Here is a 26,310-nt window from a genome sequence, read left to right on the forward strand (position 1 = left end):
CCTACGAACCCCACCAATCCGACCAACCCCACGGATCCCACGAACCCGACCAACCCTACGAACCCCACCAATCCGACCAACCCCACGGATCCCACCAACCCGACCAACCCCACCAATCCCACGGACCCGACGAACCCGACCAATCCGACCAATCCCACGGACCCGACGAACCCGACCAATCCGACCAATCCCACGGACCCCACCAATCCGACGGATCCCACGGATGGCCACGGCCTGATCACCTCCGTGCAGGACGTGGTGGGTGCGCTGTCCGGTGGCACGGTCGCCGGCCCGGTGGGCAACCTGATCGATACGCTGGTCAATCCCGGCAGCGGCACGCTGTCCGGGGTGACAGGCCTGCTGGAGAGCCTGACCAGCACCAATGGCGGGCCGCTGGGCGTGCTCACCGAGCTGGTGGACGGCCTGGTCAACATCCAGAACCAGGGCCTGGAGCCCCTGATCAGCACGCTCAATGAGCTGCTCAAGGGCCTGGACGAAGCGGGCTCCGGCGGCTCCATCGGCACGGTAGTGGACAACGTGCTCGGCGGCCTGCTCGACGAAGACGGTGCGCTGGGCGGCCTGCTCGCCGGCGTGGGTGGCCTGCTGGGCGGCCTGGTGGGCGGCGGAACGGGCAACCCGCCCGGCACGCCTGACAGCGGGGTGGTCACGTCCGTGCAGGACGTCGTGGACGGCCTGCTGGGCGGCACGGTGGCAGCGCCTGTGGGCCAGTTGCTGGATGCCCTGGCCAACCCCACGGACGGACTGCTGTCCACCGTGACCGGCGCGCTGGAGAACCTGACCAATGTCGAGGGCGGCCCCCTGGGTGTGCTGACCGAACTGGTCAACGGCCTCACCCAGGTGGACGGCGAAGGCCTGGCCCCGGTGATCGGCACGCTCAACGAGCTGATTGCCGGCCTGGGCAACGGCCTGGGCGAAGATGGGCTCGGCGGACTGGTCGGCAGCCTGCTGGGTGGATTGGTGCCCGGCGGTGGCACGGGTGGCGGCACGGGAGAAGGCCTGGTCACCACGGTCCAGGACGTGGTGGACGGCCTGCTCGGCGGCACCGTCGCAGCCCCTGTGGGCCAACTGCTGGACGCGCTGGCCAATCCCACCGATGGAACGGCCTCGGTCGTCACCGGCCTGCTGGAAGGCCTGACCAGCGTGGACGGCGGCCCCCTGGGCGTGCTGACCGAACTGGTCAACGGCCTGACCCAGGTGGACGGCCAGGCCCTGCAGCCGGTGATCGGCACCCTCAACGGCCTGATTGCCGGCCTGGGCAGCGGCCTGGGTGAAGGCGGCATCGGTGAACTGGTCGACGGCCTGCTGGGCGGCCTGATCCCGGGCGGCACGGGAGGCGGCAGCGGTGACGGCCTGGTCACCACGGTCCAGGACGTGGTGGACGGCCTGCTCGGCGGCACCGTCGCAGCCCCTGTGGGCCAACTGCTGGATGCGCTGGCCAATCCCACCGATGGAACGGCCTCGGTCGTCACCGGCCTGCTGGAAGGTCTGACCAGCGTGGACGGCGGCCCCCTGGGCGTGCTGACCGAACTGGTCAATGGCCTGACCCAGGTCGATGGCCAGGCACTGCAGCCCGTGATCGGAACCCTCAACGGCCTGATTGCCGGCCTGGGCAGCGGCCTGGGTGAAGGCGGCATCGGCGAGCTGGTCAGCGGCCTGCTGGGCGGTGACGGCGGCCTGCTGGGTGGCGTCCTTGGCGACGATGGCCTGGTCGGCGGCTTGCTGGGCGGTGACGGTGGCCTGCTGGGTGGCGTGCTCGGCGACGACGGCCTGGTCGGCGGCCTGCTGGGCGGTGACGGCGGCCTGCTGGGTGGCGTGCTCGGCGAGGACGGCCTGGTCGGCGGGCTGCTGGGCGGCCTGGTCCCGGGTGGCGGCACAGGCAGCGGCGAAGGCCTGGTCACCACGGTGCAGAACACCGTCGATGACCTGCTCGGCGGCACGGCCGGAGCGCCTGTGGGCCAGGTGCTGGATGCGCTGATCGACCCCGGCACCGGCGCACTGTCCGTGGTCACGGGTCTGGTGGAAGGCGTGACCCAGGTCAACGGCGGTCCGCTGGGTGTGGTGACGGACCTGGCCAACGGTCTCACGCAGGTCCCGGGCCAGGCGCTGCAGCCGGTGATCGGCACCGTCAACGGCGTGCTGGCCGGCCTGACCGGCGGCGATGGCCTGCTGGGTGGTGTGGTCGGCGGTGACGGCGGCCTGCTGGGTGGCGTGCTCGGCGACGACGGCTTGGTCGGTGGCTTGCTCGGCGGTGACGGCGGCTTGCTGGGTGGCGTGCTTGGCGATGACGGCCTGGTCGGTGGTTTGCTGGGCGGTGACGGCGGCTTGCTGGGTGGCGGCTTGCTCGGCGGTGACGGCGGCCTGCTGGGCGGCGTGCTCGGCGACGACGGCCTGGTCGGCGGCCTGCTCGGCGGCGACGGCGGCCTGCTGGGTGGCGTGCTCGGCGAGGACGGCCTGGTCGGCGGGCTGCTGGGCGGCCTGGTTCCGGGTGGCGGCACAGGCAGCGGCGAAGGCCTGGTCACCACGGTGCAGAACACCGTCGATGACCTGCTCGGCGGCACGGCCGGAGCGCCTGTGGGCCAGGTGCTGGATGCGGTGATCAACCCCGGCACCGGCGCCCTGTCCGTGGTCACGGGCCTGGTCGAAGGCGTGACCCAGGTGAACGGCGGCCCGCTGGGCGTGGTGACGGACCTGGCCAACGGCCTGACGCAGGTCCAGGGCCAGGCACTGCAGCCGGTGATCGGCACCGTCAACGGCGTGCTGGCCGGTCTGACGGGAGGCGACGGCCTACTGGGCGGCGTGGTTGGCGGCGTGGTCGGCGGCGACGGTGGCCTGCTGGGCGGCCTCACGGGCGACACCGGACTGGTCGGCGGCCTGCTCGACACCGTGGCCGGCGACAACGGCATCGTTGGCGGCCTGCTCGGCGGCGACGGTGGCCTGCTGGGCGGCCTCACGGGCGACACCGGCCTGGTCGGCGGCCTGCTCGACACCGTGGCCGGCGACAACGGCATCGTTGGCGGCCTGCTCGGCGACGACGGTGGCCTGCTGGGCGGCCTCACGGGCGGCACCGGCCTGGTCGGCGGCCTGCTGGAGACCGTGGCCGGCGACAACGGCATCGTCGGCGGGCTGCTCGGCGGCGACGGTGGCCTGCTGGGCGGCCTCACGGGCGACACCGGACTGGTCGGCGGCCTGCTGGAGACCGTGGCCGGTGACAACGGCGTCGTCAGCGGCGTGCTGGACGCGGTGGCCGGCGACAACGGCATCGTCAGCGGCGTGCTCGACACCGTGGCTGGCGACAACGGCATCGTCAGCGGTGTGGTCAACACGGTCGTCGGCGACAACGGCATCGTCAGCGGACTGCTGGGTGGCGGCGGCCTGCTGGGCGGGCTGCTGGGGGGATCGTCCGGTGGCGGACTGCTCGGAGGCCTTCTGGGCGGCACTTCGCAAGCGGCAACGGCCTCTGCGGCCGAGCTGGATCCGATTGCCACCTCCATCAGCAGCCATGCCAGCAGCACGGCCGATGCAGCAGCCAGCGTGTTGACGCAGCAGTTGCACCACAACGCCCTGCTGTGAGCTGCAGCGGCGCCTGCGGGCGCCGCATTCCTTCCCTGCGCCGCCGCCTCGCGGTGGCGGCGCACGTCCCAGGAGATTTTCCATGTCACACACTCTCAGGCTGTGCACCATCGTGCTGCTGGCCGCAGGCCTGGCCGCCTGCGGTTCCACCGCCACCACCAGCACGCAGCGTTCCGAACACCACTACGCCTTCGGCAAGGCCCCGGCGCCTGCGCCGGCCAGCTCCGGCGTCGCACCCGTGGTGGCCATGAGCCAGGCCGACCAGCGCGGTCCCGCCAATGTCGCCCACATCGTCTACTTCGACTTTGACGCCTACACCATCCGCAGCAGCGACCGGGCCATCGTGGAAAGCCATGCGCAGTGGCTGCGCAGCAATCCCGGCCGCTCGGTGATGCTGCGCGGCCATACGGACAGGCGCGGCGGCATCGAATACAACCTGGCGCTCGGCCAAAAACGTGCCGACGCGGTGCGCAACAGCCTGCAGCTGCTGGGCGTGAATCCGGCCCGCGTGGAGTCCGTCAGCTACGGCAAGGAGCGGCTGGCCGACGAAGGCACGAGCGAAGACGCCCACCAGCGCAACCGGCGCGTGGAATTCGACTACCGCTGAGCCGCCGCGCTCCGCACTCGCCTGCCGCCGGGCCGCCATGAAAGAACAGATCCGTACGCGGTCAGCGCACCGCAGCCCGGCGTCCCGTCCCCACGGGAAGCGCAGCCTCCCACTGACCTTGACCGAGGCCGAGAGCATGTTGTCGCAGCAATTGGCAAATGGCCTGGAGTACCTGGCACGGCACATGGTGTTGCTGCCCGAGCCCTACCCCGGCTGCATTCTTTTCTTCACGGTGGCGGCCGAGAACAAGGCCGCCTCCGTCTTCCATGTACGCGCCACCACGCTGGAGGCCGCCTGGCGCGAGGGGGCGACCCGCGTGCGCCAGTGGGCCTGGGCCCGCAAGCGCGATGAGGTCGATCTGCGCATCGACTGGGTCCAGGACATCACACCCCTGGAGGCGGACAGTCCCCTGCCCGATTGCCGTGCCTGGACCGAGATGCCCCTGCGCTCCCTTGCCCTGGCCGATGCCAGCCTGGAGCGCGCGCAGTTGCTGCACCCCTTGCTGCCCGATCCGCCCCAGGGTGGGGCTGCCGGCGCACCCGACGATGAGCCCCCCCTCCCACGCCCCCTGCATCCCCCCTGCCTGCTGCTGCACCTGCGCGGCATGTACATCAGCGGTGAGCATCCCGCCTTGGCCGTGCCGCGAACCGACCCGCCGCAGCAGCGCCTGTGGCCACACCTCGTGCCCGTGCACGCCGCGGTCCAGCAGTTGCTGGCGCAACAGGGCAAGGAAGGGAGCTGGCCCGGTTGCGAAGACGTGTGCGACCACCTGAGCGTGACCTACGCCCTGCTGCAGGCCCAGCGCCATGCGGGCAGCGCCGCACTGGCGCAGGCCATTGCGCTGGCCATGGGCCATGTGGAGCAGCGGCTGCAGCCGCTGCCCGGCGACTGCCTGTCCGGCGCGCTGGCCATGCTGGTGCTGGCCCGCCACCTGCGCAACAGTTTTGTGCTGGGGCCGGGGGCCGACAGCCAGGCCCGCGCCCGCATTCCGGCGCTGATGGACCCGCTGGCGGAAAGCCTGCTGTCCACCGCGGCCGCGTCGGCCAGCGCCACCAAGGCCGAGGCTGCGGCCCACGCCGATGCATCCCGCAGCGGCCAGTCCCTGCTGAGCTGGGCCGAACTGGCCATGCATGCCTATGCCAGCTCCCGCCCGCCCACCAGCGACAGCCCCACGCTGCGTGCGGCGCGCAGCGCCCTGCCCGAGACGGCCGTCCTGCCCGCCGCCTTCCTGCAGGCCGCGCTGCCGCCGCTGCTGCACATGCCCGGCAGCCCCGATGACCGCCCTGGGGGGCAGGCCGACGACCCCTGCGCTCGCTGGATAGGCATTGCACTGGTCGAAAGCCTGCAGCTCGACGCTGGCCTGGAGCCACAGCCCACGGACCTGCTGCGCCAGTGGCAGATCGGCCTGCAGCGCCATCTGCAGGCCCTGGCCCAGCGCGCCATCTGGCCGGAACAGGCGCTGTACCTGCCGCCCGCCCGGCGCCGCCATGCCGCCTTTGCCGACGCCAGCCTGCGCCAGGTGCTGCAGTCCCCGCGCGAAATCGCCTGGCTGCTGGCATCCAGCCTGGCCGGCCTGGAGCTGCTGGACGCGCTGGCCCAGGCACTGCGTTCGGCTGCCAGCCACGCCGTGGCCGAAACCGAACCGGAGCACGAAACCGAAGGCGAAGGCGAAGGCGAAGGCGAAGGCGAGGCCGTGCCTGCGCAGGCCGGCAATGGCCCGGATGCGGACGGCAGCCCTGCCAGGGCCTGCTTGCCGGGGGCGCGCGACGGCGAGGCCGCGGGCCGGCCGGCTTTCTCGCCCGCGGCCGGGACCCTGTACCCGTCCATGTCCTGGGAAGGCCCTGCACTGGCCGAGCTGATGAACGGACGCTGGCTGGATGCCCCGTCAGCGCAAGGCAGAGGTGCCGGCACCTGCTGCGCGGGGCTGGACGCCAGCCGCCTGCACCATCAGCCCGGCGCCGCCGTGCTGGTGCGGCGTGCCGGCATGGCCCTGGGCGTGCAGGCCGCCGCGCTTCCCACGCTGCGGGCCTCGGCCCTGATCAGCAGCAGCCCGCAGGGCCTGCTGCACCATGGCGTGCCCGTGCTGCATGTGCCCGACATACAGGAAGGATTGCGCAGCCTGGCGCAGGCCGCCCGGCGCCGCATCCAGGCGCCCGTGATCGCGGTCAGCGGCTGCGTGGGCAAGACATCCACCCTGGGCATGCTGCGCCAATGCCTGCAGGACGGCGGCGATGCACGGGGCGACGCCCTGCTGTCCCAGGGCACGGCGCTGCAGATGATCAACTGGAGCGAGGCAGCGCCCTGCGCCCTGCTGGAGCTGCCATTGCAGGCACTGCGTGGAGATCTGCCACTGATTGATCCAGACATTCTGGTTATTACTAATCTTTCAATTAATGACATCCACAGTACTGGTGATTCCGAGCAGTGCGGACCGGCCGGTCTGTCCGCCTGCCGCAAATACGAGGCGCTGCAGGAAGTCGTGGAAGCCATGCAGCACATGCACAAAGGCAGTGCATTGGTGATCGAACAAGACATAGGTGAAAACCCGTGCATTATTGAGAATGCACAACGCATGGGAATGCGTCTCATCACCTTCGGGCCGCATTCCAATGCGCAGGTCCGTGAAATGGGGTTTCACAATGGAAATCTGCAAATAAGCATAGACAACCGGCGCCTCGGGATTTCCCTGCAATCGGATGGCCACCACATGGCCCGCAATGCTCAGGCCGCGCTGGCCGCCATGCATGCGCTGGGCTATGCGCCTGCACAGGTCCAGGCCTCGCTCGCGCACTGGCGGCCGCTGATCGGCGCCGGCCAGCCGCAGCTGCTGCCCAGTGGGATCTGCCTGCTGGACCACAGCCTGAGCAACCACTTACTGTCCATGCATGCTGCTTTTTCCCAGCTGCAGGAGCACGCCCCCCATGTCAGCCGCAGGCTGATCGTGCTGGCCGGCATACAGCCGGGCCAGGTCAGCATGGACACTGCACAGCTGGCGCTGGAGCCGCTGGTGCGCGCGGCCCAGGCCCGGCGCGTGCTGCTGTACGGCGAGCCGCTGCGGCAGCTGGCGGCGGCGCTGGCAGATCTTCTGCACGTCAATTGGTATGACGATCTCAATCAATTGATCTGTTCACTTCTTCGTACAACCCATAAAGGCGACACGGTTTTGTTGGCAGGCCGCGCCACTACCAATCTGGCCCTGGCCGCAGATGCCATACGAGACAGTTTCAGTGGACACGGGGCCCACCTAATAGCATCCAGCCCCGCCATCCGCTTTGATCCACATCAAAATCAAATGAACATGCATTATTGATTGAATAAAACTTATAGAGGACTGTATATAACTCGCTACAGTATTTGGGAAACGAGCGCCTTTACATTTTGTAAAGACGTTTACTAAGCCCATCAGAACATGATCCGATACCTTCTTCCCCGCCAGTTGGCCAAGGCCACGGCGATGCCGTCGGGAACGGAGACGGTGGGGGCTTTTGCAACTGCCATCGCCGAGTCCTTCGACCGGGCCGCTCACCAGCTGCGCCGTGCCGCGTGGCTGTCCCTGCCCATCAGTGTGCTGGGCCTGTTGCCATCCATCTTCCTGCTGCAGGTCTACAACCGCGTCATTGCACGCGGCGGCACGGCCACGCTCACGGCCATGGTGGCCGGCGTGCTGTGCTTCCTGGGCCTGGAATGGTGGCTGCGCCGCCGGCGCGCCCGCGCCCTGCGCGAAGCCGGCGCCATGATCGACCGCGATGTCTCCCAGGCGCTGATGCATTCCATGCTGCGCCACCCGCTGGCCGCGCTGGAGCAGCGCTCTTCCAGCCAGTGGCTGCAGCTGTTCCGCGACGTGAGCGCCATGCGCTCGGGCATGTCCGGGGGCCTGGCGACCTCGCTGCTGGACCTGCCCATGGCCCTGCTGGCCCTGGTGGTCATCGGCATCATTGCCTGGCCCGTGCTGCCGGTGATCCTGGTGGCCATGCTCATCATGGGCGCGCTGGCCTGGTGGTGGGCCGACGAGGTGCGCAGCGGCCGCGTGGAGGAAATCGCCCAGGCCCGCATGCTGGACCGGGGCACGGCCGAAGTCTGCAACGCCCGCGCCACGCTGAAGGTGCTGGGCTACGACGCCGCCGCGCGCCAGAACTGGCAAAACGGCTATGACCGCTGGCTGGCCGAGAGCTTCGGCAAGAACGGCGAGATGGAAAACGCGCGCGAAGCCAGCACCGTGCTGCTGACGCTGTTCTCCATCGCGGTGATCACCGTGGGTGCCATTGCCATCAATGCGCAGTGGATGAGCATCGGCAGCCTGATGGCCGTGAACCTGCTGTCGGGCAAGGCGCTGGGCCCCATCTCGCAGCTGGCCAGCAACTGGCGCTCGCTGGCCCAGGCCAACGAGGCCGCACGCCGCCTGCAGTCCGTGCTGGAGGAGCCCGTCGAAATCACGGCCGAGACCGTGGACCTGCCGCGTCCCCAGGGCCGGCTGCGCCTGGACCAGGCCAGCTTCCACTACCCGGGCGGCCATGTGGCGCTGGAGCAGGCGTCGCTGGAGATCGGCCCCGGCGGGCTGCACGCCATCGTGGGGCGCAACGGCGCCGGCAAGTCCACCCTGGCCAAGCTGCTGGCAGGGCTCTACCAGCCCACGCAGGGCCGCATCTTCATCGATGAATACGACATGGCCCAGTTCCCGCGCGCCGAGCTGGGCCGCTGGATAGGCTGCCTGGCCCAGCAGGTGTACTGGTTCAGCGGCCCCATCGTGGACGGGCTGCGCATGGTCAACCCCGATGCCGACGACCACAAGATCGTCACCGCCTGCCAGATCTCGGGCGCGCATGGCTTCATCAGCCGCCTGCCCCAGGGCTACCAGACGGTGCTGGGCGAAGGCGGCGCGGGCCTGTCGGCGGGCGAGCTGCGCAAGCTGGCCCTGGCCCAGCTGTTCCTGCGCAACCCCTCCGTGCTGATCCTGGACGAGCCCAGCAACGACCTGGACTTCGAGAGCGAAACCGCGCTGCTGCAGACACTGCGGCAGATTGCGCTCAAGCACACGGTCATCGTCGTCACGCACTCGCTGCGCGTGGCCTCCATGGCCCAGCACCTCTACCATGTGCGCGGCGATGGCGGCATCGAGCATGGCTCGCCCCAGCAACTGCTGCCCCAGCTGTTCGGCACGGCACGCGAGGCCGCCGTGCCCGCAGCGGCCCCCGCACCCGCCGACAAGGCCCCGCACCCCGACCAGCCCGCCGTGGCGCCGGAGCTTGCCTCATGAGAGCCGGCCGCTACGACGATCTGCCCCTGGTGCTGCGCCAGTCGCACCAGCCATCCCGCCCGCTCGAGGCCGGGCCGGCCGGGGCCGGCGCGGATGCATCCGGCGCAACGCCACCCGCAACGCCCCCCGTATCGCGCTGGGCAGGCCTGGCGCGCGGCAAGTGGCTGCTCGCCATCCCGGTCACCGCGCTGGTGATCACCGGCCTGTTCTATCCCGTGGAGAACGTGGTGGTGGCCAGCGGCCAGGTCATCCCCTCCGACCGCGTGCAGACCGTGCAGCATCTGGAAGGCGGCATCGTCACCGCCGTCCATGTGCGCGAAGGCCAGGCCGTGACCCAGGGCCAGCCCCTGCTGGAGATCGACCTGGGCGGCAACAGCCTCAACCTCGAACAGCTCACGGCGCGCATGGCCACGGCCCAGGCGGTCAAGGTACGGCTGGGCGCGGAAAGCCAGGGCAGGCCGCTGCAGCGCACCAGTTTCCCGGCCGACCTGGACCCGCAGGTGGTCCAGGCCGAGCTGGGCGCCTTCTCGGCCCGCGCGCTGGAACACCAGGGCAGCATTGCCGCGGCCCAGGCCCAGCTGCAGCAGGCGCGCGGCGACGTGGCCCAGGTCCAGGCCCGCATCGAGGGGCTGGAGACCAATCTGCGCCTGCACCAGCAGGAAGCCTCCATTGCCGGGCAGCTCGCCGCCGAGCAGTTGATCGGCCAGCTGGAAGTGCTGGACAAGCAGCGGGCGCTGGAGCAGGTCCGCGCCGAGCTGGCGGCATCGCGCCAGACGCTGTTCAGCAACCGCGCCAAGATCGAGCAGGCCCAGGCCAAGCTGCAGGAGACCCAGGGCGCCTTCCGCCGCCGCGCCTCCGACGAACTGGCCCAGACCGAACGCGAGCTGGCCAGCCTCAACGAAGACCTGATGCGCGCCCGGACCCAGCGCACGCGCACCGCCGTGCTGGCGCCCACCAGCGGCTTCGTCAAGGGACTGCGCAGCTCGGGTGCAGGCTGGGTGGTCAAGCCAGGCGAGCCCATCCTCGAAGTCGTGCCCGACAAGGACGAGGTCATCGTCGAAGCACGCTTGAGCCCCGCCGACCGTGGCTACGTGCGCACCGGCCAGCCCACCCGGGTGAAGATCTCGGCCTACGATTTCCTGCGCTACGGCTCGGTGCCCGGCCAGGTCACCCTGGTGGCCGCCGATGCCGACCGCGACCCCAACCTGGCCGACTCGCCCTCGTACTTCCGCATCCAGGCCAGCCTGGAGCAGCCCTGGGTGGGCCGCACCGACAACCGCATCACCACCGGCATGCAGGCCGAGCTCGACCTGCTGCTGGGCCACGAACCCTTTATCTGGTACTTGCTGCGGCCCGTGCTGCGCATCCAGAGCGAAGCCTTCCGGGAGCCCTGATGCAAGGCCGCCCGTCCACTCCCACCACAGGCTGGCACGCCCGGCTGCGCCAGCTGCTGGCCACTGCCTGCTGCGTATCGGCCCTGCAGGCGCTGCAGGCTGAGGCCGCGCCCATGGCGGCCGAGGAACCGGACCTGGCCACCACGGCTGCGGCGGGCACGGCGGACTCCGCTCACGCTCACGCACCTTCACCCGAACCCGCATCCGTCCCGGTACCCGACGCCGTGGTCCTGCGCCTGGCCCAGCAGCTCACGCCCGGCACCCTGGCCAGCGACAGCGGGCAGCGCCGCCTGCTCGATGCCCTCTACGCCCTGCTCGACGAATACCCCGACGTGCGCAAGGCGCGCGCCGCGCTGGAATCGGCCGGGCATGACGTGAACACCGCGCGCGGCGCGCGCTGGCCCACCTTCAAGGTGGGCACCAACACGGGCGATGCCAAGCTCCGCCGGGGCCGCGAGTCGTACACCGCCGTCAATGCCGAAGTGCGCATGGCCCTGCTCGATGGCGGAGCCATCGGCGCGGGCATCCGCTCGGCCGAATCGCAGGAGGCGGCCCAGGGCAGCGTGCTCTACGGCACGCGCCAGAACGTGCTGCTGGAGGCACTGACCGCCCTGCTGGAGCTGCACCGCTTCGAGGACAAGGCGCGCGTGGCGGCCGAGTCGGCACGCATCATCGGCCAGCTCGCGCGCATCGAGGAGCGCCGCGCCGAACTGGGCGCCGTGGGCCGCAACGACCTGCGCCAGGCCGCCTCGCGCCAGGCCGGCGCCCTGGCCCAGCAGCATGCGCTGGAGTCGCAGCGCATGGATGCGCTGGCCCGCTTCACGCGCTACTTCGGCTTCACGCCCCAGGCCGGCTGGCTGCCCCAGCTCAATGTGCCCGAGCAATGGATGCCGGCCAGCGAAGACTCGGCCCTGCAGGCGTCCGAAGCCGTCAGCCCAGAGCTGCAGGAAATGCAGCAGCAGATCGAGAAGGCCCGCGCCGAAGTCGACCGCAGCAAATCCCAGCGCTTTCCCACCCTGGCCGCCGTGGTGGCCCACACGCGCGACCCCAGCGGCGTGCTCTATGCCGAGGGCACGCGCTACGGCGTGGAGCTGAGCTGGAACTTCGGCAACGGCTTCGAGCTGCGCGACCGCATCCTCAAGGCCATCAACGAACTGCAGGCCCAGGAAGCGCAACAGGAAACCGTGCGCCGCCAGGTGCGCGAGACCGCCTCCGCCGCCTGGGGCCGCACCCAGTCCGGCCGCCAGCGCGAAAGCCAGCTGGCCGACGCCGTGCGCGAGGCGCGCGCCGCCTTCGAGGGCCGCCGGCGCCTGCTCGAAGTCGGCCGCGGCAGCTTGGCCCAGGTGCTGGACGCCCAGCTGGACATGCAGCGCCTGCTGCTGGACGAGGCCGACGCCATCTACGACCAGCGCATCAACGAACTGCGCCTGGCGCGCACCACCGGCCGCCTGCTGCCGCAGGACCCACCCGACCAATGGCTGAACGCGCTGTTCAGCACGCAAAAACCCATTCCAGCAGGTGGCGGCACGCCGGACCCCGCGCCCGGCACGGTGCCCGGCACGGTGCCCGGCATGGCTCCCGGCCAGGCCCCCTCGCGCACCCGCCCCGACCCCATGGACGCTGCCGTGGCCACCCTGTCCGCCAGCGCCATGCCCCAACGAATCCAGCTGCGCCTTGAGCAGCAGTTGCGCCCCATTTCAGACGCTTTTCAAACCACCGCCGCGCGACAGCAGTGGTGAAGTGGGAAGCAGGGGTTCCCGTGCAGCGGCCGGCTTGGGCCCATCGCCAGCCGCTGCCATCGACAACGATGGGCTTTTGCAACCGAAAGGACGATGCCATGACCGACATCATCAAGAACTTCTGGAAAGACGAGGAAGGCGCCACCGCCATCGAGTACGGCTTGATCGCCGGCCTCATCGCCGTGGGGATCGTGGTGGGCGCCACTGCGCTGGGCACCAATCTGAACGGCCTGTTCACACGGATCGCCACCAAGCTCACCGGCTTCGTTCCCTGAGCGGCTCCGGCGCGATCCGAGTGGGCCCGCAAGGGGTCGGCCCGATGCGCGATCGCCATGCCGGCCACCGGCCCCGAGGCAACTTGCAAACCGAAAGGACCATGACATGACCGAAACGATCAAGAACTTCTGGAAAGACGAGGAAGGCGCCACCGCCATCGAGTACGGACTGATTGCCGGGCTGATTGCCGTGGGCATCGTCGTGGGCGCCACCGCGCTGGGCACCGATCTGAACGGATTGTTCAGCCGGTTGGCCACCAAGCTCAATGGACTTGCCCCCTGAAGATGGAGCCGACCTCGCTATGGCTATGCGTCTGCATCACATGGCTCGCAACGATTGCGGCCATGGATCTGCGCATCCGCCGCGTGCGCAACTGGATGGTGCTGCTCGGCCTGGCCACAGGCGCTGGCGCACTGGCCAGTGGGGCCCAGCCGTTCCAGGTCTCGGCCTGGAACGCGCTGGCCGGCATGCTGGCGGGGTTTGCCGTACTGCTTCCTTTCTATGCACTGCGCTGGATGGGAGCGGGCGACGTCAAGTTCGGCGCGGTCGCGGGACTGTGGTTCGGGTGGGGCTTCGACCTGCTGCTGATCTGGACCGGCGGCAGCCTGCTGGCCGGCCTGCACGGTGTACTGGTTCTGTCGCTGCGCCACCTTCGGGACAGCCCCACCGGGCTGTGGCTGCAGGCACGGCTGCCACTGTCCAGCGCCGCCCTGTCCTGGACTGCCCGCCTGGCGCCCCTGGGCGCGACGCCCCGGCCCGCAGGCGCCACCGATGGACCGCGCCAGCCCCAGCGCTCCATCCCCTATGCCGGCTACATGGCCATTGCGGCCATCGCCCTGGCCTGGCGCCACAGCCAGCCACTTGTCTGAACCGGAGATGCCCATGCCTGTCACCTGCCTGCCTCCACGCCGTCCATGGACCGGCTCCGCCACACGCCATGGCCGTGCGCTGCCTGGACGCTTTCCTGCCCTGGAGGAGCTTCTCCGCCATGGCAGGAAAGCGCCAGGGCAGCCCCCGGCCCTGAACACCGTCGCAACGCACTTGCACCAGGAGTCCCAGCCATGAACCTCACCAAGATTCTTGCCGGACTGCTGGTGGGGCTTGCCATCGTGCTTGCGGGCCTTGCCTGGATGCTGGGCAGCCAGCCCGCACGCCCCGTGGCTGCCCCCTCCCCCGCGGCCTCGTCGCAGCCGGCCCCCGAACCGGCCCAGCTGCACGCCGTCGTGGTCGTGGCCCAGGCCATTGCCGCAGGCCAGCGCATCGGCAGCGACGATGTGAAGCTGGCCCAGCTGCCTGCCCCCGTGCCGGGCAGCTTTGCCGCAACCGACGACGTGCTGGGCCGCACCACGCTGATGCCGCTCACACCGGGCACCCCGCTGTTCGAGCAGCAACTGCTCAGCGGCCTGGCGCTGCAGCTGGAGCCGGGCCAGCGGGCCGTTGCGATTGCCATCCGGGAGCAGATGGCCGCAGGCCACCATGTGCGCCCCGGTGATTTTGTGGATGTCTACTTCACGCTGGACGGCAAGTCCGACCAGGCGCCCGTGGACGCGCAGACCCGGCTGCTGCTGGCGCGCAGCCGCGTGCTGGCCTATGGCGCCGGAAGCGTCGAGCGCCCGCCTCTGTCGGCGGCCCAGCGCCAGGCACAGCAGGACAAGGAGTCGTCAGGCTCGCCGCTGCGCCGCGCCAGCGCCGGCGATCAGGCAGGCCAGCGCCCGGAGAACGTGCAATCGGCCGTGCTGGCCGTGCCGCTGGACGATGTGGAGCGCCTCACGCTGGCCGAGAAATTCGGCCAGCTCACCCTGGCCCTGCGCAACCCCGACGACCTGTCCGTGCCCGATCCCAAGCTCTTCGCCGCCCTGCCCGGCGCGCTGCAGCCGGTGGCCGGCCGCCTCAGGAAGGACCAGACGCTGGAGGGTGCAGACCGCGCCTTCGCCGGCCTGCGCATGCAGGACCTGGCCACCGGCGCCGACGCCAGGAACATCCGCAAGCCGGCCGCGCAGCCCATGACGGCCCTCGCGCCCGCCGTGCGGCCGCAGCCGCAGCGGGCCCCGCGCGAACGCACGGTGGAGCTGCACAACGGAGCGGCCGTGCAGATGGTGAACTACTGACAACACACAACAAGAGGGAGATGCCATGAAGTGCAAGAACATCTCGACGGCCGGGGCCACGCCGCTGCAGAGGGCGGTCTGGACGCTGTGCGGCAGCATGGCCTTGCTGGCCTTGACGCCAGCGGTGTCTGCCCCAGCGGACACCGCTGCCGGCCAGGGCATGGCCAACCCTGGTGCCGGCGACATGCTTCCTGGCGAATCCCTGCAGCTGGTGGCCGGGCGCCAGCACCTGATGGCGCTGGCCGACGCCCCGGTCCGCATCGCCGTGGGCGACCCCAATGTGCTGGATGTGAAACTGCTGCGCGCCACGCCGGGCTCCGGCTCCGGCTCCGGCGGAACCGAGCTGCTGCTCACGCCCAAGGCCCAGGGCAGCACCAGCTTGGTGGTGTGGCCCCGCAAGGGCGGCGTTCCCCAGCGCTGGGAGGTCCAGGTCAGAGGCCAGCACCTGCTGCTGGAAAAGCGGCTGGCCTCGGTCCCCGAGCATGCCCAGGCCGTGGCCGAACTGCGCCTGGGCGCGCCCGCCCAGACGCCGCTGGTGGACAACGCGCAGATCGATGTCAGGAGCAACACCGTGCAGGTGGACGTGCAGGTGGTGGAGTTCAAGAAATCCGCCATGAAGCGCGTAGGCGTCAATATCTACAGCGGCGGGCGCAACAACCAGGGCTTCAGCTTCGGCAGCTTCAGCCCCGGCGTGGTCGGCAGCATCAGCACCAATACCAACGGCACGGGCACGGGAACGGGCAATACCGGGTCGGGCGGCACGGGCTCGGGCAACACGGGATCGGGCAGCGTGTCCAACAACACCTCCTCGGCCATTGCCAGCGCCATGAGCCTGGTGATGACCTTCGGCAAGGCCTTCAGCGGCGCCGGCATCGTCACGCAGTTGAGCATCCTCGAGGGCAACGGCATGGCCCGCGTGCTGGCCCGGCCGACCCTGCTGGCACAGACCGGCCAGAACGCCAGCTTCCTGGCCGGCGGCGAGCTGCCGATTCCCGTGCCTGCGCGCGACGGCAACATTGCCATCCAGTACAAGGAATTCGGCATCAAGCTGCAGCTGACGCCCACCATCCTGTCGGACGAGCGCATCGCCCTGAAGGTCTCGCCCGAGGCCAGCGACCTGGACTTCAACAGCGGCGTGACCATCAGCGGCGTCACCGTGCCCGCCATCCGCACGCGCCGCGCGGACACCTCGGTGGAGCTGGCCGATGGCGAGAGCTTCGTCATCGGCGGGCTGGTCAGCCGCGCCACCACCTCCAACGTCAGCAAGGTGCCCGTGCTGGGCGACCTGCCCATCCTGGGCACCTTCTTCAAGAACCTCAACTACACGCAGGAAGAGACCGAGCTGGTGATCATCGTCACCCCGCGCCTGGTCCACCCGCTGCCCGCCAGCACCAACCTCGAAGCCCTGCTGCCGGGCGCGCGCTCCGAGCAGCGCAACGCCGGCAAGGTCTGGCTGCCCTACCTCGCCGGCGGAATGAACCAAGACACCGCCGTACCCGGTTTCTCGTACTGACGACATGACAAGCAAGCCCACCGCAACCGATTCGCCTGTGGACGCCACAGGCTCGCCGGCCATCGGCTCACCCACCTCGCTGGAGACATTGCTGGGTCTGCGTTCCTCGACCTCGCTGGCCGGCAAGCTGCAGCCCGCCACCGACGCGATGGCCCAGGAAAAAGCGCTGCTGGACAAGGCGCTGCTGGACAAGGCGCCACCGGACAGGATGGCGCCGCCCCATGCCGCAGCGGCGTCCGCCGCTGCATCGACCGCCGCGCTGCGCCAGCCGCCACAGCCGCTCGACGATGTGCTGGAGATGGAGCTGCTGTTCATCCATGCCGGCACGCCCGAAAGCGCGCTGGCCCAGTCCTGGATGCAGCGAATGCTGGACGGCACACGGCTGCACGTGGCGCGCTTCCAGGACAACATCACGGAGCAGGTACAGCGCTTCATGCCGCATGCCATCTTTGTGCATTTCGACCCGCTGTCCACCGACGAGGCCGCCCATCTGGCCTCCCAGCTGCACATCTCCCACCCCCACCTGCCCTGCGTGGCCGTGGGCCGCACCAAGTACCCGCAGTGCATGCTGGCCGCCCTGCGTGCCGGCGTGCAGGATTTCCTGGACGTGGACGCGCCCGTGCAGACCGCGCTGCAGACCGTGCGCGAGCTGATCAAGCGCATGCCGGCACCGCAGTCCAGCGCGCCCAGCGCGCCGCTGACGGCCATCCTGTCCGCACGCGCGGGCCTGGGCAGCAGCCTGCTGGTCTCGCACCTGGCCTGGTATCTGCAAAAGCGCCTGCACGGCCGGATCGAGGGCAAGGAAATCAGCGCCAGCGAAATCAGCAACGAAACGCTGGACGGCCTGCTCATCGACCTGGGCAATCCCAGCGGCGACTGCTCCCTGTACATGGGAACGCAAAGCGACTTCGACTTCATCGAGGCCGTCAACAACCTGCGCCGCTTCGACCGGCGCCTGGCCTCCACCGGCCTGTCACGCCACGAAAGCGGCCTGCGCATGCTCACGCTGCCGCGCCAGTCCAGCCGCCTGCGCGATGTCTCGTATGCCGACGTCGATGCCCTGCTGCTGCGCCTGCGCCAGTACTTCCGCCACGTGATTGCCGACCTGGGCGCCGTCGTCCCCACCCACCTGGCCATGCGCGTGGCGCTGCGCGCCAGCCAGGTCTGGGTGGTCTGCGACCAGAGCGTGGCCAGCGTGGTCTCCACCACCGAACTGCTGCGGCAGCTGGACGAGCAAAAGATCGAGCGCGAACGCATGCACCTCATCGTCAGCCGGCACGACAGCCAGCTCGAACTGGAGGCCCAGCAGATCGCCAGGCAGCTGCAGCTGCCGCTGCTGGCCACCATCCCCGAGCGCCGCCGGGAGCTGGCCCAGGCCGTCAACCAGGGCCAGCTGCTGCCCAGCCGCCTGCAGCGGGAGCCCTATGTGCAGGCCGTGGACAAGCTCGCCACCTTGCTGATCACCACCCACCACCAGGCCCATGCGGGCGATCAGGCCGCGCCCGCCCGCGGACTGAACCGTTTCTTCCACCGAACAAGAAGCTGAACGCACCATGACGACCACGGCTTATTCCCATCTGGCGGACGCACAGGCCAGCGAGTTCGAGCAAAGCGCGCTGTTCCTCGACCTGAAGAACCGCACGCACGAGCATTTGCTCAGCCGCATCGAGGAGCTGGGCGCCGAGTTCGGCCGCTGGTCGCAGGCTGCCATCGCGCAGTTCGTGCTGATGGAGCTGGACAGCTTCATCCGCCTGCACTCCGTGCCCGTCAACGAGCAGGAGGCGCTGCAGGTGGCGCGCGCCCTCACGCGCGAACTCACGGGACTGGGACCGCTGCAGCCACTGCTGGAGGACCCCCGGGTCGAAGACATCCTCATCAACGGCCATGGCAACATCTACGTCTCGCGCGGCGGCGTGCTGCAGCGCGAGACCCTGCACTTCAAGGACGACGAGCATGTGCTGCGCATCGTGCGCCGCATCCTGGCGCCGCTGGGCCGGCGTCTCGATGAATCCAGCCCCATGGTCGATGCCCGCCTGCCCGATGGAGGGCGCATCAACGTCATCATCGAGCCGCTGTCCATCGACGGCCCCTCGGTCTCCATCCGCAAGTTCCGCAAGGACCCGCTGACGCCTTCCGAGCTGGTGCAGCTGGGCACCTTCAACCACGACATCTGCCGCATCCTGGAGATGGCCGTGCAGGCGCGCTGCAACATCCTGGTCAGCGGCGGCACCAGCTCGGGCAAGACCTCGCTGCTCAACGCGCTGGCCAGCTTCATCCCCTCCAGCGAGCGCATCGTCTCCATCGAGGACACGGCCGAGCTGGCCCTCAACCACAACCATGTGGTGCGGCTGGAAAGCCGCCCCGGCGGCTTCGACGGCTCGGGCCACGTCAGCATCCGCGACCTGCTGCGCAACAGCCTGCGCATGCGGCCCGACCGCATCATCGTCGGCGAAGTGCGCGGCGGCGAAGTGCTGGAGCTGCTGCAGGCCATGAACACCGGCCATGACGGCTCCATGGGCACCATCCACGCCAGCTCGCCGCGCGAGTGCCTGTACCGGGCCGAGATGCTGGCAGGCTTTGCGGGCTTCCAGGGCAGCGAGGTCAGCCTGCGCCGCCAGATCGCCAATGCCGTGGACTTCATCGTGCAGATCGGACGCCTGTCCAACGGCCGCCGGCGCCTGCTGTCGCTGACCGAGGTCACGGGCATGACCGACAACATGATCTCCATGCAGGAGCTGTACCGCTACGAGCCCCAGGTCGGCGGCGACGGGCAGGAAATCGACCACTGGGTCTCGCTGGGCATCTCGCCCCACTCGCCCAAGCTGTTGAGCTGGTGGCGCTCGCAGCAGCAGGCCGGCAGCGGAGGCGTGCGATGACAGGCCTGGCACCCGTGATCCTCATCCTTGGCGCGCTGGCCTGCCTGCTGCTGGCACTGGCGCTGTGGGTGATCATGCGCGGGCGCCGCAAGGAGCATGAGCAGTCGATCAAGCTGCACCTGCAGCGCAGCGTCGAAGGCCACAGGGAGGCGATTGCGCCCGCGCTTGCCATGGCCGAGCCTGTCTACAAGCCCGCCGCGCCGCAGCCTGCGCCGGCGCCTGCCGCGGTGCAATGGCTGAACCAGCGCCTGGGCATCCAGTCCTGGGGCATCTCATCCAACACCCTGGCCCTGTTCGCCATCACCGGCCTGGTCCTGGCCCTGCTGGCTGCCAGCCAGGCAGGAGCGGCGGCAGGGCTGGTGGTGGCCGTGCTCTATGCCGTGCTTCTGGGCCTGGGCATCTGGCGGCGGCAGGCCAAGCGCCGCGAAAGGCTGCTGCAGCAGCTGCCCGGCTTCCTGGACAACATGGTCCGGCTGATCTCCATCGGCAACTCGCCCCATGCGGCCTTCCAGATGGCGCTGAACAACGTCCCCGATCCGCTGGGCGATGCCCTGCAGCAGGCGGCGGCCATGCTCAGCGCCTCGCCCGATCTGGGGCAGGCCATGGGCCAGCTCGAGCGCAACTGGCGCCTGCCCGAATTCGGCCTGCTGGCCGCCGTGTTCCGCATGAGCGTGCGCTATGGCGGCCGCGCCGACCTGGTGCTGGAGCGTGTCTCGGCCTACATCCGCGACCGCCAGTCCGCCGAGCGCGAACTGCATGCGCTGTCCTCCGAGATCCGCATGTCGGCCTGGGTGCTGGCCCTGCTGCCCCTGGTGGTGGGGACGCTGATCATGGTGATCAACCGGGGCTATTTCATGCGCATGTGGAACGACGACAGCGGCCAGACCATGGTCCTGGTCGCCGCCGCCCTGGAAGCGCTGGGCGCCTTTCTCCTGTACCGGCTGGCCAAGCTGAGGTGAACCCATGACAGCACAGGCACAAGCACACGCCCGCCCACCCGTCTGCGCAAGGAGCCACGCATGAACACGCAGCAACTGTGGATCGCCAGCATCGGCCTGGGCGCTCTGGGACTGGTGCTGTGGGCGTCCACCCTGGTGTGGAGGCTGTGGCGCTCGGCACGCGCCTCCAGCCAGGTCGCCAGGATCCTGCAGGCGCGCGACTCGGCATCGACCACGAAGGCGGCCACGAAGAGCGCCATGCAGGCCAACGACGCGCAACTGCTCAACCCGCTGTCCATCAACGTGCGTTCGTCCGATTCCCCGCAGGCGGTGGCGGCCAACCTGCCGCCACCGGCCTGGCTGCAATGGGGCGTGGCCAAGGCCCTGCTGGCCGATGAGGACCGCAAGCTGCTGGACCAGGCCGGCGTGGGCACGCGCAACGGCAGCATGGCCTATGTGGCCAGCCGCATGGTGCTGTGCGTGGTCCTGCCCCTGCTGGCGCTGGGTGTGCTGCGCCCCGGCGAGAACGCTGCGCTGGTCTACGGCTTTGTGGGAGTGAGCCTGGGGCTCATGCTTCCCAAGTGGTTTCTGCGCTCGCGGGCCAAGGGCCGGCGCGAGCAGGTGGTCGAGGAACTGCCGCTGTTCGTGGACCTGCTGAGACTGCTGCAGGGCGTGGGCCTGAGCGTGGACCAGAGCCTGCAGATCCTGGCCTCGGAGTTCAAGGGCGTGCTGCGCGTCATCAGCGGCGAGCTGGCCCTGGCCAACCAGCTCTACAACACCGGCCGCACGCGCGAGCAGTCCTTCCAGCGCATGGTCAACATGAGCGCGGACGACGACATGAGCGCCATCGTCAACCTGCTGGTGCAGGTGGACAAGCATGGCGGCGCCGTGCAGGAGCCGCTCAAGGAATTCAGCATCCGGCTGCGCGAAAAGCGCCAGGCCAGCTTCAAGGAAAAGATAGGTTCCATCACCGTCAAGATGACGGGTGTCATGGTCCTCACGCTTTTGCCCGCCCTGCTGGTCATCACGGCGGGCCCCGGTTTCCTGGCCGTGATCAGGGCATTGACCACCATGGGAGGACGCTAGGCATGAAACACCACAAAGGCACCCCCGCCGGGCGGACGCCAGCGCTGACAGCACTGACAGCGCGGACAGCCCTGGCCCCCCTGGCCATGGCCCTGGCCCTGGCCGGCTGCGCCGGCAAAGGGCCGCAAGGCTACGGCGCCACCTCTTCGCAGCAGGAGACCGCAGCCCAGGCACAGCAGCAGCTGCAAAACGCCCAGCAGGCCACCCAGGTCGACAACGCCCAGACCTATCTGGACCTGATCACGCAGATGCAGCAGGCCGGCCAGTGGTATGCATCGCTGGCGCATACCGAGGCCTTCGAGCAGCAATACGGCACGCAACCGGAATCGCGCCTGATGCGGGCCGACGCGCTGCGCAACACCGGCCAGGCCGAGCAGGCCCGGCAGGCCTACCAGGCGCTGCTGCAGGGCGCCACCACGGCACGCGCGCGGCGCGGCCTGGGCCTGCTGCACGCAAGCCAGGGCGAGTATGGCCAGGCCGTGGAACAGCTTGAGAAGGCGCGCCAGCTCAATCCCATAGACGCCAACGTGCTCAGCGACCTGGCCTACGCCCACATGCTCGACGGCCAGCTGGCCGCCGCGCAGATGCCCATCATGCAGGCCTCGCAGCTGGCCCCGGCCAACGCGCGGGTGCAGCTGAACATGGCGCTGTTCTGGCTGGCCAGCGGCAACGAGGCCCAGGCCTCCCAGCTGCTGCGCCAGCTGGCGCAGCCCCAGGCCAAGGGCGCCCTGCCCATGATCGACCAGACCTCGCTGCAGACCCTGCAGTCCCAGCTGGCCAGCGTGAACGAGGCGGTGCGCCTGCGCGGCGGCCAACTGTCCGCAGCGCCCGCGCCCGGGACCCGGCAGGCACGGGGCGTGGAGCCCGTGCCCAGGCCCGCCACCGACGCGAGCGCCCTGCCGGCCGGCATCACCCGGCGCATTCTTCTGTCCGAGCCGTCCGGCGCCGCTGGCGCAGCACCGGCCTCGCCACTTTGAGGACCACGACATGCCAGACACACACCGCATGCATTTGCCCCGCCGCGCAGCCGCCGCAGCGCTGGCGCCCTGGCTGCCGGCTGCCGGCCTGGCCCTGACACTGGCCCTGACCCATACGGCCCCGGCACACGCCCAGGCCTTTGGCGAAGTGCAGAGCCCGCCCGAGCAGGTGGATGCACGGCCCCATGTGTCCGCCGAGCCCTCCACCGACTCCATCCTGGCCGGCTACACGCTCTACACCAACCCCGATGGAACCGTGATGTACGTGCCCCGGCGCGAGATCGACATCGGCGGCGGCACCCTGCGGCTGCTGGGAATGCAGCACAGCCAGCCGGGCCAGCGTGCCCGCCCCATCGACGGCGAGCAGGCGCGGCGCAGCTATGCGCGCTACCTCAAGAGCTTCGAGACGGAAATCCCCGCCCTGTACAAGACCGGCGTCGAAGCCGGCGGCAAGAACTGAGCCCGCCCCGGCCAGCAGCTTGAGGAACGACCATGATCCGGCGCCCACTCCGCGCTCACCACCCCCACCGGCCTGCCAGCCTGCGGCAGCGGGGGGTGTACGCGCTGGAGTGGGCCATCATCTTCCCGGTGTTCTTCGCCCTGCTGTACGCCTGCATCAGCTACGGGCTGGCGTTCCTGGTGCGCGAATCCATGCAGGCCGCCGCCGAGGACGCCGCGCGGGCCACGCTGCGCTACCAGACCAGCCGCAGCGCCCGCCTGGACGCAGCCCGCAGCCTGGTGCAGCAGCGGCTGGACTGGCTGCCGGCCGACCTGAGGCCCACGGCAGGCAGCATCGACGTGCGCATCTGCAGGCTGCAAAACAGCGAGCTGTGCTCGGCCACGCTGACCTGCGGCGTGCTGGTGGCCGAACGCTGCATGGTGCGCGTGGGCTTCACCATCCCTTATGGAACCAGCCCGATAGCACCCGCCCTGCCGGGCTTCGGCCTGGTCATGCCGACGACGCTGACCGCCAGCGCCAGCATCATGGTGGACAGGGGGGGGCTATGAAGCTCCCCCTGAGTCGCTTCGCGCCTTCCCCCTCTCTCGCTTCGCGGGAGGGGGGCATCCGGGCAACCGGCGACACCCTCGGGGCGGGGCGGCGCGGCCGGCTTAGGCCCTTCCTCGGTGTCCCTGGGTTGGGGCATGCCGTGCGTGGGGCACGCCCTGCTGCATCGGCCGAGTTCATGCAGGACACCGGCGATACCTTCGCGGCAGGGCTGCGCAGGCGGCAGCGCGGCGTGGCGGCGGTGGAGTTCGCGTTGATCGCCGGGGTGATGGTGATGCTGCTGATGGGCATGTTCGTGTACTGGCGCGTGCTGCAGGCCCAGCAGTCGGTGGCGCGCGCCACGGGCGACGGCGCGCGCATGGTCCAGCATCTGGCCTTCGGCGGGATGGCTGGCTTCAATCCGGCCAAGCCGGCCGAGCGCGCCAGCATCCTGCAGGCCACCACCGACGTGGTGAACCAGAGCCTGACGGCCAGCGGCATTCCGCCCGGCACGGCGCCCACCCAGGTGCAGATCGACTGGACCAGTTCCCAGGCCACGCTGAGCGTGGTGTACATGCTTCCCCCCGTGCTGGGCCAGGGCCTGCAGGTGGGCAGCCAGACCCTGGGCGAACCCACGCGCCTGGAGGCCCGCAGCCTGATCAGGCTCGCCCCCGGCAGCTAAGACAGGAGGACCAGAGCATGCTCACCCACCTCCCCGCATCCGTACGACGCCCCAGAACGCGCCGGCAAGGGCGCCGGCAAGGCGGCAGCCTGCTGGTGCAGTTCGCCCTGCTGGGCTCGGTGCTGTTCCTGCTGCTCGGCATCGTGGACCTGGGCTACATGTACTACGCCAAGCGCGACCTGCAGCGCATTGCCGATCTGGCAGCCACCCAGGCCGCCCAGACCATCAATGCCGAGCGCAGCAACCGCGCCGCCTGCGTGACGGCGGGCGAGGACAGCATCACGGCCAACTGGCCGGTTCCCCTGACCCGCAGCAGCGCCCAGACCCTGGTCAGCTGCGGCAACTGGAACCCGGCGGACCCGGCCAGGCAGTCCAGCGGCGGCCGCTTCTTCGACGCCGCCTCCGGCCCGCTCAACGCGGCGCGCGTCACGGTGGGCGGCACCTCGCCCACCATCTTTCCCGGCACCTGGAGCCGCCTCGTGGTGGCCGAGGCCATTGCCATGCGCAACGACTCGGTGGCGTCCTTCCAGGTGGGCTCGCAGCTGCTGCGCTTCAACAAGGACACGCCGCTGGGCGGGCTGCTGGGCCTGGTGGGGCTGGACGTGGGCATGCTGACCCTGCTGGACTCCAAGGGCCTGGCCGACGCCAAGATCAGCCCGGCCGGCCTGCTCAAGGCCCTGGGCGTGAACCTGGGCATAGAGCAGCTGCGCGCGCTGTCGCCCGAGGGCCTGGCCAACATCGCCAGCGTCACCCTGCTGAACGTGATCGACGCCTCCATCAGCGCCATCACCGACAACGCGCTGGCCGTGCAGCTCAACGCGCTCAAGACCCAGATCATCAACGCGGGCCTGAGCACCATCAAGATCCCGCTGGGCAGCCTGGATGACCAGAAGGGCCTGTTCGCCTTCCTGGGCGCCGGCCGCACCGATCCGCTGAACGCGGCCATGGACGTGCAGCTGGGCATCGGCGACGTGCTCAAGACCGCCATCGCCATCGGCGCCAACGGCCATGCGCTGCAGGCCAACCAGCTCGATGTGGCCGGCCTCATCAAGGCCCAGCTGACCATCGTGCAGCCGCCCACCATTGCCGTGGGCCCCGTCGGCACGCAGGGCTACAGCGCGCAGATCCGGCTGAACCTGAACGTGGACACGGACCAGTTGCTGGGCGGCGCGCTCAAATGGCTGGTCAAGGACATCCTGGGCACCCAGGTCAAGCTGCCCATTGCCGTGGACATCACCAACGCCACGGGCACGCTGACGGCGCTGCAGTGCAGCGCCAGCCCGCAGACCATGGACCTGTCGGTCAAGTCCTCCATCCTCAACGCCTGCGTGGGCAAGATGGACCCGGCCAACAAGCAAAGCTGCGAGAAGGGCCTGCAGGACGAGCAGCTCATCACCCTGCTGCACCTGCCCGTGCTGACCGGCAAGCTGTGGGTGCCGGCCCTGGAGTACACCGACTCCACCACGGGCCTGGGCATGGAGCCGGGCTACGAAGATCCGGCCGACCCCAACTGGTCCAAGACCAACCGCTCCACGCAGGTGAACCAGCTGGCGCTGGGCGACACGGTCGACAACATCGTCACGGGCCTGCTCAACCTGCTCAGCGGCCTGCTGCAGCCGCCGGGCACCACGCCCACCGACATCACCACGCGGCTGCTGGGCTCCTATCTGGACGCCTCCATGGTGAACGGGCTCTACAACGTGACCAGCCTCACCAACCTGCTGCTCAACGGGCGCGGCGTGGCCAGCGACAAGGACTACATGCCGCCGCTGCTCACCTCCAACTTCACGTTCAACAACGCCATCGCCAAGTCCTGCCTGCTGGTGGCCTGCCCGTCCTCCACCTGGAACAGCGGCACGTTCTCGGCAGCCCTCAACTCCTACACCAGCGTGCCCGGCGGCCTGCTGGATGTGCTGGGCATCTCCACCTACGACAACGGCTACCAGAGCTGCGCGGGCCTGCTCAGCTCGCTGCTCAACTGGAACGGCTGCGTCAAGCACAACGTGACCAAGCTGCTGACCTCGCACCCGCAGTACCTGTACGCGATCAACGCCAACAGCCCCGAGATCCAGTCCCTGCTCAACCGCGACAACAACCTCACCTGCACCGGCGCCCTGTGCACCCTGCTCAAGCCGCTGATCACGGGCGTGCTCAAGCCCATCCTCAACGGCGTGGGCGGGCTGCTGACCACGGTGCTCAAGGACACGCTGGGCCTGGAGGTGGGCCGCACCGACATCAAGGCCCTGTCCATCGGCTGCGACACGGCGCAACTGGTTTTTTGAAC

20 protein-coding genes are annotated in these 26,310 nt (G+C 69.7%); all 20 read left to right on the plus strand.

What is annotated here, in order from left to right; translation table 11 throughout:
- Positions 1 to 3,591 (plus strand): hypothetical protein (locus ACF8ME_RS07305; RefSeq protein ID WP_392415876.1); only part of this gene is annotated, 3,591 nt, incomplete at its 5' end.
- Between the two features lie 82 nt (positions 3,592 to 3,673).
- The gene (locus ACF8ME_RS07310) at positions 3,674 to 4,198 is read left to right on the plus strand and encodes an OmpA family protein (protein WP_392415878.1); all 525 of its coding nucleotides are present in this window, start codon (positions 3,674 to 3,676) and stop codon (positions 4,196 to 4,198) included.
- A 136-nt stretch (positions 4,199 to 4,334) separates the two neighbouring features.
- Positions 4,335 to 7,508, plus strand: a complete 3,174-nt coding sequence (locus tag ACF8ME_RS07315; protein WP_392415880.1) for a Mur ligase — start codon at positions 4,335 to 4,337, stop codon at positions 7,506 to 7,508.
- A gap of 99 nt (positions 7,509 to 7,607) precedes the next feature.
- Positions 7,608 to 9,452 carry an ATP-binding cassette domain-containing protein gene (locus tag ACF8ME_RS07320; RefSeq protein ID WP_209803379.1) on the plus strand — a complete coding sequence of 615 codons (1,845 nt, stop codon included), beginning with the start codon at positions 7,608 to 7,610 and terminating at the stop codon, positions 9,450 to 9,452.
- The gene (locus tag ACF8ME_RS07325; RefSeq protein WP_392415882.1) at positions 9,449 to 10,846 is read left to right on the plus strand and encodes an HlyD family type I secretion periplasmic adaptor subunit; all 1,398 of its coding nucleotides are present in this window, start codon (positions 9,449 to 9,451) and stop codon (positions 10,844 to 10,846) included. Before ACF8ME_RS07320 ends, ACF8ME_RS07325 begins: the two co-directional genes overlap by 4 nt.
- Positions 10,846 to 12,585, plus strand: a complete 1,740-nt coding sequence (locus ACF8ME_RS07330) for a TolC family protein (protein ID WP_392415884.1) — start codon at positions 10,846 to 10,848, stop codon at positions 12,583 to 12,585. Before ACF8ME_RS07325 ends, ACF8ME_RS07330 begins: the two co-directional genes overlap by 1 nt.
- A 98-nt stretch (positions 12,586 to 12,683) precedes the next feature.
- Positions 12,684 to 12,860, plus strand: coding sequence for a Flp family type IVb pilin (locus ACF8ME_RS07335; RefSeq protein WP_013803749.1), 177 nt, complete (start codon positions 12,684 to 12,686; stop codon positions 12,858 to 12,860).
- A gap of 106 nt (positions 12,861 to 12,966) precedes the next feature.
- Complete coding sequence (locus ACF8ME_RS07340) at positions 12,967 to 13,143, plus strand: Flp family type IVb pilin (protein WP_043792328.1); 177 nt, start codon at positions 12,967 to 12,969, stop codon at positions 13,141 to 13,143.
- 2 nt (positions 13,144 to 13,145) lie between these two features.
- Positions 13,146 to 13,730 (plus strand): prepilin peptidase, encoded by a 585-nt coding sequence (locus ACF8ME_RS07345; protein ID WP_080649882.1) that lies wholly within the window; start codon positions 13,146 to 13,148, stop codon positions 13,728 to 13,730.
- Between the two features lie 192 nt (positions 13,731 to 13,922).
- Complete coding sequence (gene cpaB, locus ACF8ME_RS07350; RefSeq protein WP_016450677.1) at positions 13,923 to 14,969, plus strand: Flp pilus assembly protein CpaB; 1,047 nt, start codon at positions 13,923 to 13,925, stop codon at positions 14,967 to 14,969.
- Between the two features lie 25 nt (positions 14,970 to 14,994).
- Positions 14,995 to 16,482, plus strand: a complete 1,488-nt coding sequence (locus tag ACF8ME_RS07355; RefSeq protein ID WP_392415885.1) for a type II and III secretion system protein family protein — start codon at positions 14,995 to 14,997, stop codon at positions 16,480 to 16,482.
- Positions 16,483 to 16,486: 4 nt separating this feature from the next.
- Positions 16,487 to 18,028: a pilus assembly protein CpaE gene (locus tag ACF8ME_RS07360; RefSeq protein WP_016450675.1), complete on the plus strand. Its 1,542-nt coding sequence runs from the start codon at positions 16,487 to 16,489 to the stop codon at positions 18,026 to 18,028.
- 7 nt (positions 18,029 to 18,035) lie between these two features.
- On the plus strand, positions 18,036 to 19,358 hold the full coding sequence (locus ACF8ME_RS07365) for a CpaF family protein (RefSeq protein WP_016450674.1): 1,323 nt from the start codon (positions 18,036 to 18,038) through the stop codon (positions 19,356 to 19,358).
- A complete protein-coding gene (locus ACF8ME_RS07370; protein WP_016450673.1) occupies positions 19,355 to 20,317 on the plus strand; it encodes a type II secretion system F family protein in 963 nt (320 codons plus the stop codon). The genes ACF8ME_RS07365 and ACF8ME_RS07370 overlap by 4 nt, the downstream gene beginning before the upstream one ends.
- A 60-nt stretch (positions 20,318 to 20,377) precedes the next feature.
- Complete coding sequence (locus ACF8ME_RS07375; RefSeq protein ID WP_016450672.1) at positions 20,378 to 21,382, plus strand: type II secretion system F family protein; 1,005 nt, start codon at positions 20,378 to 20,380, stop codon at positions 21,380 to 21,382.
- A gap of 2 nt (positions 21,383 to 21,384) precedes the next feature.
- Positions 21,385 to 22,359: a tetratricopeptide repeat protein gene (locus tag ACF8ME_RS07380; RefSeq protein WP_374005924.1), complete on the plus strand. Its 975-nt coding sequence runs from the start codon at positions 21,385 to 21,387 to the stop codon at positions 22,357 to 22,359.
- 10 nt (positions 22,360 to 22,369) lie between these two features.
- Positions 22,370 to 22,819, plus strand: a complete 450-nt coding sequence (locus ACF8ME_RS07385; protein ID WP_392415886.1) for a DUF3613 domain-containing protein — start codon at positions 22,370 to 22,372, stop codon at positions 22,817 to 22,819.
- Positions 22,820 to 22,851: 32 nt separating this feature from the next.
- Complete coding sequence (locus ACF8ME_RS07390) at positions 22,852 to 23,367, plus strand: TadE/TadG family type IV pilus assembly protein (protein WP_026062699.1); 516 nt, start codon at positions 22,852 to 22,854, stop codon at positions 23,365 to 23,367.
- A gap of 140 nt (positions 23,368 to 23,507) precedes the next feature.
- Positions 23,508 to 24,026: a TadE/TadG family type IV pilus assembly protein gene (locus tag ACF8ME_RS07395; RefSeq protein WP_235434556.1), complete on the plus strand. Its 519-nt coding sequence runs from the start codon at positions 23,508 to 23,510 to the stop codon at positions 24,024 to 24,026.
- Between the two features lie 17 nt (positions 24,027 to 24,043).
- Positions 24,044 to 26,308, plus strand: coding sequence for a TadG family pilus assembly protein (locus ACF8ME_RS07400; protein ID WP_338497664.1), 2,265 nt, complete (start codon positions 24,044 to 24,046; stop codon positions 26,306 to 26,308).
- Positions 26,309 to 26,310: the final 2 nt, after the last annotated feature.

The organism is Delftia sp. WSY_7, assembly GCF_043104845.1.
In the GTDB taxonomy this organism is placed as follows: domain Bacteria; phylum Pseudomonadota; class Gammaproteobacteria; order Burkholderiales; family Burkholderiaceae_C; genus Comamonas; species Comamonas tsuruhatensis.

Excerpts from the sequence above, each read along its gene's own strand:
- ACF8ME_RS07340 (WP_043792328.1), top strand. The coding sequence starts at position 12,967 with ATGACCGAAACGATCAAGAACTTCTGGAAAGACGAGGAAGGCGCCACC.
- ACF8ME_RS07325 (WP_392415882.1), top strand. The coding sequence starts at position 9,449 with ATGAGAGCCGGCCGCTACGACGATCTGCCCCTGGTGCTGCGCCAGTCG.
- ACF8ME_RS07370 (WP_016450673.1), top strand. The coding sequence starts at position 19,355 with ATGACAGGCCTGGCACCCGTGATCCTCATCCTTGGCGCGCTGGCCTGC.
- ACF8ME_RS07390 (WP_026062699.1), top strand. The coding sequence starts at position 22,852 with ATGATCCGGCGCCCACTCCGCGCTCACCACCCCCACCGGCCTGCCAGC.
- ACF8ME_RS07375 (WP_016450672.1), top strand. The coding sequence starts at position 20,378 with ATGAACACGCAGCAACTGTGGATCGCCAGCATCGGCCTGGGCGCTCTG.
- ACF8ME_RS07355 (WP_392415885.1), top strand. The coding sequence starts at position 14,995 with ATGAAGTGCAAGAACATCTCGACGGCCGGGGCCACGCCGCTGCAGAGG.
- ACF8ME_RS07310 (WP_392415878.1), top strand. The coding sequence starts at position 3,674 with ATGTCACACACTCTCAGGCTGTGCACCATCGTGCTGCTGGCCGCAGGC.
- ACF8ME_RS07320 (WP_209803379.1), top strand. The coding sequence starts at position 7,608 with ATGATCCGATACCTTCTTCCCCGCCAGTTGGCCAAGGCCACGGCGATG.
- ACF8ME_RS07330 (WP_392415884.1), top strand. The coding sequence starts at position 10,846 with ATGCAAGGCCGCCCGTCCACTCCCACCACAGGCTGGCACGCCCGGCTG.
- ACF8ME_RS07335 (WP_013803749.1), top strand. The coding sequence starts at position 12,684 with ATGACCGACATCATCAAGAACTTCTGGAAAGACGAGGAAGGCGCCACC.
- ACF8ME_RS07360 (WP_016450675.1), top strand. The coding sequence starts at position 16,487 with ATGACAAGCAAGCCCACCGCAACCGATTCGCCTGTGGACGCCACAGGC.
- ACF8ME_RS07315 (WP_392415880.1), top strand. The coding sequence starts at position 4,335 with ATGTTGTCGCAGCAATTGGCAAATGGCCTGGAGTACCTGGCACGGCAC.
- ACF8ME_RS07385 (WP_392415886.1), top strand. The coding sequence starts at position 22,370 with ATGCCAGACACACACCGCATGCATTTGCCCCGCCGCGCAGCCGCCGCA.
- cpaB (WP_016450677.1), top strand. The coding sequence starts at position 13,923 with ATGAACCTCACCAAGATTCTTGCCGGACTGCTGGTGGGGCTTGCCATC.
- ACF8ME_RS07345 (WP_080649882.1), top strand. The coding sequence starts at position 13,146 with ATGGAGCCGACCTCGCTATGGCTATGCGTCTGCATCACATGGCTCGCA.
- ACF8ME_RS07380 (WP_374005924.1), top strand. The coding sequence starts at position 21,385 with ATGAAACACCACAAAGGCACCCCCGCCGGGCGGACGCCAGCGCTGACA.
- ACF8ME_RS07365 (WP_016450674.1), top strand. The coding sequence starts at position 18,036 with ATGACGACCACGGCTTATTCCCATCTGGCGGACGCACAGGCCAGCGAG.
- ACF8ME_RS07400 (WP_338497664.1), top strand. The coding sequence starts at position 24,044 with ATGCTCACCCACCTCCCCGCATCCGTACGACGCCCCAGAACGCGCCGG.